The sequence below is a fragment of the Stenotrophomonas sp. Sm6012 genome (genome assembly GCF_030985895.1).
Classification (GTDB): Bacteria; Pseudomonadota; Gammaproteobacteria; order Xanthomonadales; family Xanthomonadaceae; genus Stenotrophomonas; species Stenotrophomonas forensis.
Window position 1 is genome coordinate 1 of record NZ_JAPTFX010000202.1, and the last position, 6251, is coordinate 6251.

General features: G+C 69.0%; 7 protein-coding genes. 3 read left to right on the top strand and 4 right to left on the bottom strand.

The window, feature by feature from the left end:
* Positions 1 to 77 precede the first annotated feature (77 nt).
* The gene (locus O0J73_RS21040) at positions 78 to 1628 is read right to left on the bottom strand and encodes an alkaline phosphatase (RefSeq protein ID WP_308309566.1); all 1551 of its coding nucleotides are present in this window, start codon (positions 1626 to 1628) and stop codon (positions 78 to 80) included.
* A 120-nt stretch (positions 1629 to 1748) separates the two neighbouring features.
* Here O0J73_RS21040 and O0J73_RS21045 point away from each other — a divergent pair, with 120 nt between their 5' ends.
* The gene (locus O0J73_RS21045) at positions 1749 to 2543 is read left to right on the top strand and encodes a D-alanyl-D-alanine carboxypeptidase family protein (protein ID WP_308309567.1); all 795 of its coding nucleotides are present in this window, start codon (positions 1749 to 1751) and stop codon (positions 2541 to 2543) included.
* 5 nt (positions 2544 to 2548) lie between these two features.
* Here O0J73_RS21045 and O0J73_RS21050 read toward each other — a convergent pair whose 3' ends face one another.
* Together O0J73_RS21050 and O0J73_RS21055 are read right to left on the bottom strand one after the other, a co-directional pair.
* Complete coding sequence (locus O0J73_RS21050; RefSeq protein WP_197564251.1) at positions 2549 to 3142, bottom strand: TetR/AcrR family transcriptional regulator; 594 nt, start codon at positions 3140 to 3142, stop codon at positions 2549 to 2551.
* A 16-nt stretch (positions 3143 to 3158) separates the two neighbouring features.
* Positions 3159 to 3755: an NAD(P)H-dependent oxidoreductase gene (locus tag O0J73_RS21055; RefSeq protein WP_308309568.1), complete on the bottom strand. Its 597-nt coding sequence runs from the start codon at positions 3753 to 3755 to the stop codon at positions 3159 to 3161.
* Positions 3756 to 3881: 126 nt separating this feature from the next.
* Here O0J73_RS21055 and O0J73_RS21060 point away from each other — a divergent pair, with 126 nt between their 5' ends.
* Positions 3882 to 4415 (top strand): hypothetical protein, encoded by a 534-nt coding sequence (locus tag O0J73_RS21060; protein ID WP_164086843.1) that lies wholly within the window; start codon positions 3882 to 3884, stop codon positions 4413 to 4415.
* 75 nt (positions 4416 to 4490) lie between these two features.
* Here the strand turns inward: O0J73_RS21060 and O0J73_RS21065 are convergent, their stop codons facing one another.
* Complete coding sequence (locus tag O0J73_RS21065) at positions 4491 to 5318, bottom strand: isocitrate lyase/phosphoenolpyruvate mutase family protein (protein ID WP_308309569.1); 828 nt, start codon at positions 5316 to 5318, stop codon at positions 4491 to 4493.
* Positions 5319 to 5480: 162 nt separating this feature from the next.
* On the opposite strand from O0J73_RS21065, the gene O0J73_RS21070 reads away from it, so the two are divergent.
* Positions 5481 to 6221: a DOPA 4,5-dioxygenase family protein gene (locus O0J73_RS21070; RefSeq protein WP_308309570.1), complete on the top strand. Its 741-nt coding sequence runs from the start codon at positions 5481 to 5483 to the stop codon at positions 6219 to 6221.
* Positions 6222 to 6251 lie beyond the last annotated feature (30 nt).

Consider the following 6251-nt stretch of genomic DNA (forward strand, 5'->3'; position numbering starts at 1 on the left):
CCCGCTGTGGCCGGCCGGGGCCGGGCAACCTCGCCAACCGGGCAGCCCGCAGCTGCCGGCCGCTGCCCGGCACGCCCCTAACGCTGCAGCGCCTCCTGCACCGCGGCCGCCACATCGGTGTTGTCGATGTAGCGGCCGTCGTTCCAGCCCACGTGCTGGCGGTAGCCGGCATCGACGCCACGCACGCGCTTTGCAAGCAGCTCCGCGCCCGCGCCCTTGGCCCACAGCGGCACCAGCGCGTTGGAGTGGTTGCCGGTGGGGCGGAAGCTCATCCCCGGCATGCGACCGCGGCCGTTGTTGCGCACCGGCTGGAAGGCGACGTTCTGTGCATCGGGGCCCATCGGCATGCTGTTGTCGTGGTCGGTGGTGACGATCAGCAGGTTGCGCTCCCAACCACCGTTGCGCTCGATCCAGTCCACCACCGCCGCCACCGCGTCGTTGAACTCCACGGTTTCCTCGATCAGGCGGCCGTACTGCGGCTGGTCGCTGCATTGGCCGTAGTGCCATTCGGTGCCGCAGGCACTGGTGTGCGCGGCCCAGTCGGTGGCGCCGCCTTCCACCATCAGGAACAGGCCGTTCGAAGAGCGCTGCTGCAGGAACCGCAGCGCACCGCGGGTCATGGTCGCAAGATCCGGCACGCTGTCGATCTTCCTTACGCCCGAGGGCATGGCCGCATCCTTGCCCAGCACCTGCAGCTGGCGTGCCTGCTGCAGCGTGTTGGCCACGCGTGGCACGCCGATCAGCGGCCGGTCGGCCGGCAGCTGGCCCTGCGCCAGCGCGGCGAATTCCTCCTTGCCGCGGATCAGGCGCCACGGCCCCAACGGGTTGCCGCCAATGGTGCGGCCCGCTTCCAGCTGCAGCCAATCCTGCTGCGACACCCATTCCCACGGAGTCGCGCAGCCTTCGGCCGGCGCTGCATCATCCGTGGTCGGCCCACAGGCCAGGCCATCCACGCTGTAGCCGGGGCCACCGGTGCCCATCACCAGGTCCATGTGGCCCTGTGCCAGCATCTGGTGAGCGATGGCGTGGTAGTTGTTGCGCGATGCGTTCTGCGCCGCGAACGCTGCCGGCGTGGCATGCGCGAACGGCACCGAGGTGACCACGCCGGTGGCCATGCCCAGGCGCTTGGCGCGCAGCGTGTTGAACTCGACCGGATTGCCGTCGTTGTTGTAGTTGATGGCGTTGTTGTAGGTCTTGATGCCCGAGGACAACGCGGTGCCCGCTGCCGCGCTATCGGTCGCCACCGCCGCCAGGTACTGGTAGCCCACGAACGGCAGGTCCGGCGCGGGCACCGGTTCGGTATCCCAGGCCTTGCCCACGTCATAGCCGAGGGTCTGCGCGTTGTCGCGGGTCGGCTGGCTGCTGGAATTCAACGGGAACGTGGTCACCGCCAGGCGCTGCGGGAAATCCGCATAGGGGGCACCTTCTCGGCTGCCGTACTGCCAGTAGGCGGCGGCATCCCAGGTGCCCCAACCGGCGCCGTCGTTGATCATCACGATCACGTTGTGCGGTCGCGCTTCGGCGGAAGGCACAGCCTCGGCGCGCAGGTTGGGCTGGCAGCCCGCCAGCGCTGCCAGCGTGATCAGCAACGAGGAATGGAGCCAGCGGCATGGCGCGTGTGCAGTCATTGGATATCTCGTCGGGCCAGCGGCGGCCCACAATGACGATACGTTATATCGTTTCAATGTTGCAGCTTCATGCAGCCGCCGCGCACTATCCTGCGGCTCTCCATTGCCACCGCATCCTCCATGTCCCTCCCCGTTCCAGAACGCGCGCCGCTGTCCTTGATCACCCTGGATGCGGCCACCTTCGCGGTGATCCACCAGCACAACGCAGAAACCGCGCGGCAACCGGCATCACTGACCAAGTTGATGACCGCCTACGCCGCGTATGCATGCGTCGAAGAACGCGGGCGCGCATGGGACGAAGTGGTCACCATTACCGACGACGATGTGCATGCGGTGGCCGATGACGAAACGCGCATGGGCCTGGTGCCTGGCGAAACAATTACTCTGGCACGCCTGCTGGAAGGCTTGATGATCGTCTCCGGCAATGACGCTGCATTGGCGATCGCGCGCCACCTGGACGGATCGCAGACCGCATTCCTCGATCGCATGAACCGGCATGCACGCCAGCTTGGCCTGCGCAGCACCTGGTTTGCCAGCGTCTCCGGCATCACCACCGCGCACCATGCCTCCAGCGCGCGCGACATGGCGGTGCTCGCCGCCTGCCTGTTGAATGACCATCCGCAGATACTGGCAATCACCGTGCAGCGCGCGTTCGCGCATGGCAGCTTCAGCCGCAGCAACCAGAACGCCCTGCTTGGCGAAAACGGCGTGGATGGATTGAAGACCGGCTACACCCAGGCAGCAGGCTTCTGCCTGGCCGCCACCGCATGCCGGTCAGTGCCCGGGCGCGATCAGCCGGTACGCCTGATCACCGTGGTGCTGGGTTCTGAAAGCCGCGACGCTCGCGATGCTCTTGTGCGCGAGCATCTGGCCGCGGGGTTCGCGGCGCTGGCCGGCAACACCGCCGACGCCTGAGCGGCTCAGCTTCGCTTGACCGTCGCCACGATCAAGCGCTGCAGCTCGGCCTCGGCGTCGCCCTTGTCCAGCGCGCCGGCAGCCACGGCTTCCGACAGCGCTTCAGCCGCACCCAGAATCGCCCAGCGCCGCGCCAGGGGCAGGCCCCCTTCGGCGGCGAACGGGCCCAGCCAGACCTGGCAGTTGTCGATGAAATCCTGCTGGTAGCGCCGCCGCACCTGGTACAACTCCGGCGCACCAACCAGAGCCGCGAGGATGCCCTGCACTTCACTGCCCTGGCTGAGGATGCAGTCGATGTAGCCGGAGGCGATGGCCGCCGCGCGATCGGCCAGCTGCGCCCTGGCGCGGCCGATGCGCTCGTGGAAGACCACGGTCTGCCGGCCGTCATAGTCATCGTAGAGCGCCGCCAGCAGTCCATTGCGGGTCACGAAGTGATCGTAGGCCACCGGCTTGGTCACGCCCGCCGCCTCGGCCAGGCGTCCCAGCGTCAGTGCATCGGTGCCTTCCTCGCCGACCAGCGCCCAGGCCACGTCCAGCAACTGGCGGGCGCGTTGCTCGCGGGTCAGTCGGCGGCGTGTCGGAGCGGGCGTGGCAGGCATCGGCAGGGCACGGCAATCAGCGCATCGGAGTACCGATTTTACGGCCGATCTCCGCTGCCGACTGCAGATGCGCCCCGGCTGCGCCGGAATCGGCATCCAGCAGCAGTTCGGATGACAGCACGCGCGCACCGCAGTAGTCGAAGATACCCATGTCGATCTGGGTTTTCATCGCCGCCCCATAGCCGCGCCGCTCGATCATCTCCGCGCCGGCGCCGCCCACCCCGACCAGGTGCACGCGCAGCCGTTGCAGCTTCTTCTGCACCTTGCCGTCGGCGCCTTCCTGGTAGGCCCAGCCCTGGGTGAACACGCGGTCGATCCAGCCCTTCAGCAGCGCCGGGAACGACCACCAGTACAGCGGGTAGACCAGCACCAGCGTGTCGGCCGCATCCAGCCGCGCCTGCTCGGCGGCGACATCGGCCGGCGCAGCGCCGGTGCCGCGGAACAGGGCCTGGTCCTGCAGGCTGAAGCGCGGATCGAAGCCCTCGGCCATCAGATCGGCGTGGGCCACGCTGTTGCCGGCACCGGCTGCGCCGATGGCCTCGCCGATGCGCCCGGCGATGGCGTGGGTCAACGAGGAAGGATCAGGATGGGCGATGACGATGAGACTGTGCATGGGAGAGCTCCGGGATTCACTAACTACCAATGGTAAGTAATGAAATCCGGCGCACCAGCCCCATCGATGGGATGCTGTTTCCGCATCCACCGTATAGTGCGGCGCTCGCCCGTGAGATGCCCGCCGATGCACCGACACCTGCTTGCCCCGCTGCTGGCCCTGCTGATGACGATGGCCGTTCCATCCGCCGTGGCCGGTGAACTCGGTCCGGAAGATTCCGCCGCCCTGCGCAGGGAGGTGCAGGCGATGATGGACGCCTTCGCCCGCGGCGATACCGACCTGATCATCGCGCGCACCCATCCCAGCCTGAAGCTGGCTGCCGGTGGCGATGAGGCCTATGCGCGGATGACGCGCGACACCGTGAAGCAACTGCACAAGGCGGGCGTCACCATCGTCAGCGACGAGGCGGGCGTGCCTGGGCGCACCTACGCCGCCGGTGACGAGGAAGTCTGCTTCGTGCCACGCCAGTCACTGCTGCGCGTGCGCGACGCGCCGATGCGCAGCACCTCGTTCATGGTCGCCGTACGCCGGGTGGGCACGACGCAGTGGAGCTATCTGGACGGTGCCGCGCTGCTGGACAACCCCGCGCTGCTGCGGCAGCTGCTGCCGGCGCTGGAACCGGGAGTGGTAGTGCCGAAGGGCGGGATGGAAGCGCTGTAGTCGCTGGCGCATCCCTCCAGGCACGGTGCGGATCCACGGACCGCCCTGCAGAACCGGGCCCACACCGGATTTCCGTCAACGGAACAGCGCGTTCAACGCCGCGCCCGAGGCCGCCTGCTGCAGGCCATCGAAGCAGCCGTCCTGCACGATCGGTTGGGTCGCCTGCATCAAGCCACCCCACGCCGCGCGGGCCAGCGCGCCACCGAGGCTGACCCGGCGCACGCCGAGTGCGGCGATGTCCTGCAGGCGCATGGGCGTCGGTCCACCCACCAGCAGGTTCACCGGCTTCGATCCTGCCGCGGCCACCACCGCGCTGATCTGCTCAGGCGTGCTGATGCCCGGCGCGTACAGTACGTCGGCACCGGCCTCGGCATAGGCGCGCAGGCGCTGCAGGGTGTCCTGCAGGTCCGGCACCCCCACGAAGAAGTTCTCGGCGCGGCCCACCAGCAGCACATCGCCGCCGGCGTGGTCGATCGCCGCACGGGCCGCACGCAGGCGCTCGACCGCCTGTTCGATCGGGCGCAGCGGTGCATCGGCCACACCGCTGGCATCCTCGATCGACAATGCCGCGACGCCGGTATCGATCGCCGCGGCCACCGACTCTCCCACCGCCGTTGGCGTGGCACCGAAGCCATCCCCGAAGTCGGCGTTCACCGGCAGTGGCGTCGCCCCCACCATCAGGCGCAGATGCTCCAGCGTGGCCTGCAGCGAAACCGCACCATCCGGCCGCCCCTCGCTCCAGGCGCAGCCGGCACTGGTGGTCGCCAGGGCCAGGAATCCCTGCCGCTGCAGGTAGCGCGCACTGCCCACGTCCCACGGATTGGGCAGCACGAAGCAGCCCTGCGCATGCAGCTGGCGGAAGGCCGCGCGCCTGCGCGGGAAGTCGGCGTCGATCGAGGTCATGGCGGGCTCCGGCACGGCACAGCGGCACCCTAGCCCGGCCATCGCCTGCGCTCAATGGCGGCATGCGCAGGCGCATGAGGTGATGCCGCCTGCTTATTGGACGCGGCCGAGGGCCGTGCCGGAGCGTGCTTGCCTGCCCCTCATGCTGCCACGGAGCCGTTCATGCACCCGGACCTGGATTCCCCCGCTGACACCTACATCGACGCAGGCGACGATGACGCGCAGTGGGCCGACCTGCTGTCGCCCGCCCGCCGGCGCCTGATCGCTTCGGCCGGGCTGGCCGCCGGCGGCCTGGCCAGCGCGTCGACGGCAGCGGCAGCCACGCGCGACGACCGTGCCGTGAACACCACCGAGCCCGGGAAGCCCGGCTTTCGCGCCATCGTCCCGCCGGCGGCGAAGGGCAGCAGCCCTTGGGGCCAGGCCACGGCCAGCGAACCCACCCCGCGTCCGGCCAGCGTGCGTCCCGGCGAGGCCACGCTGCCCGCCACCCCACGCGCGTATACCGACATCAAGAGCTATCACGCACACATCTACTTCGATGAAGACAGCTTCGAGAAGGCCGCCCTGCTGCGGCGCTGGGCCGCCGAACGCTTCCCGGTGGAACTGGGCAACTGGAACCTGGAGCCGCGCGGGCCGCACGTCACGCCTTCGTTCTACTTCGGCTTCACCAACGACCTGCTGCCGGTGCTGGTGCCCTGGCTGCAGCTCAACAGCCTGGGCCTGACCATCCTGATCCACCCCAATACCGGCGACGGCCGCGCCGACCATCTGCATTACGCGCTGTGGGTGAACCGCGCGCAGCCGGTGAATGCCTACAACTGGCCGGCACCGAAGCCCGGCGAACGGGAGCCGCTGGAGGAAGTCTTCCCGAACGTGGTGCCGACAGTACCGCTGGAGACCTGAGCGGGTGCGTGGCGGGGGCGGTGGGTGGCG

Coding starts and splice junctions, on each gene's coding strand:
- O0J73_RS21065 (WP_308309569.1), bottom strand. CDS start 5,318: ATGACCTCGATCGACGCCGACTTCCCGCGCAGGCGCGCGGCCTTCCGC.
- O0J73_RS21055 (WP_308309568.1), bottom strand. CDS start 3,755: ATGCACAGTCTCATCGTCATCGCCCATCCTGATCCTTCCTCGTTGACC.
- O0J73_RS21040 (WP_308309566.1), bottom strand. CDS start 1,628: ATGACTGCACACGCGCCATGCCGCTGGCTCCATTCCTCGTTGCTGATC.
- O0J73_RS21050 (WP_197564251.1), bottom strand. CDS start 3,142: ATGCCTGCCACGCCCGCTCCGACACGCCGCCGACTGACCCGCGAGCAA.
- O0J73_RS21070 (WP_308309570.1), top strand. CDS start 5,481: ATGCACCCGGACCTGGATTCCCCCGCTGACACCTACATCGACGCAGGC.
- O0J73_RS21060 (WP_164086843.1), top strand. CDS start 3,882: ATGCACCGACACCTGCTTGCCCCGCTGCTGGCCCTGCTGATGACGATG.
- O0J73_RS21045 (WP_308309567.1), top strand. CDS start 1,749: ATGTCCCTCCCCGTTCCAGAACGCGCGCCGCTGTCCTTGATCACCCTG.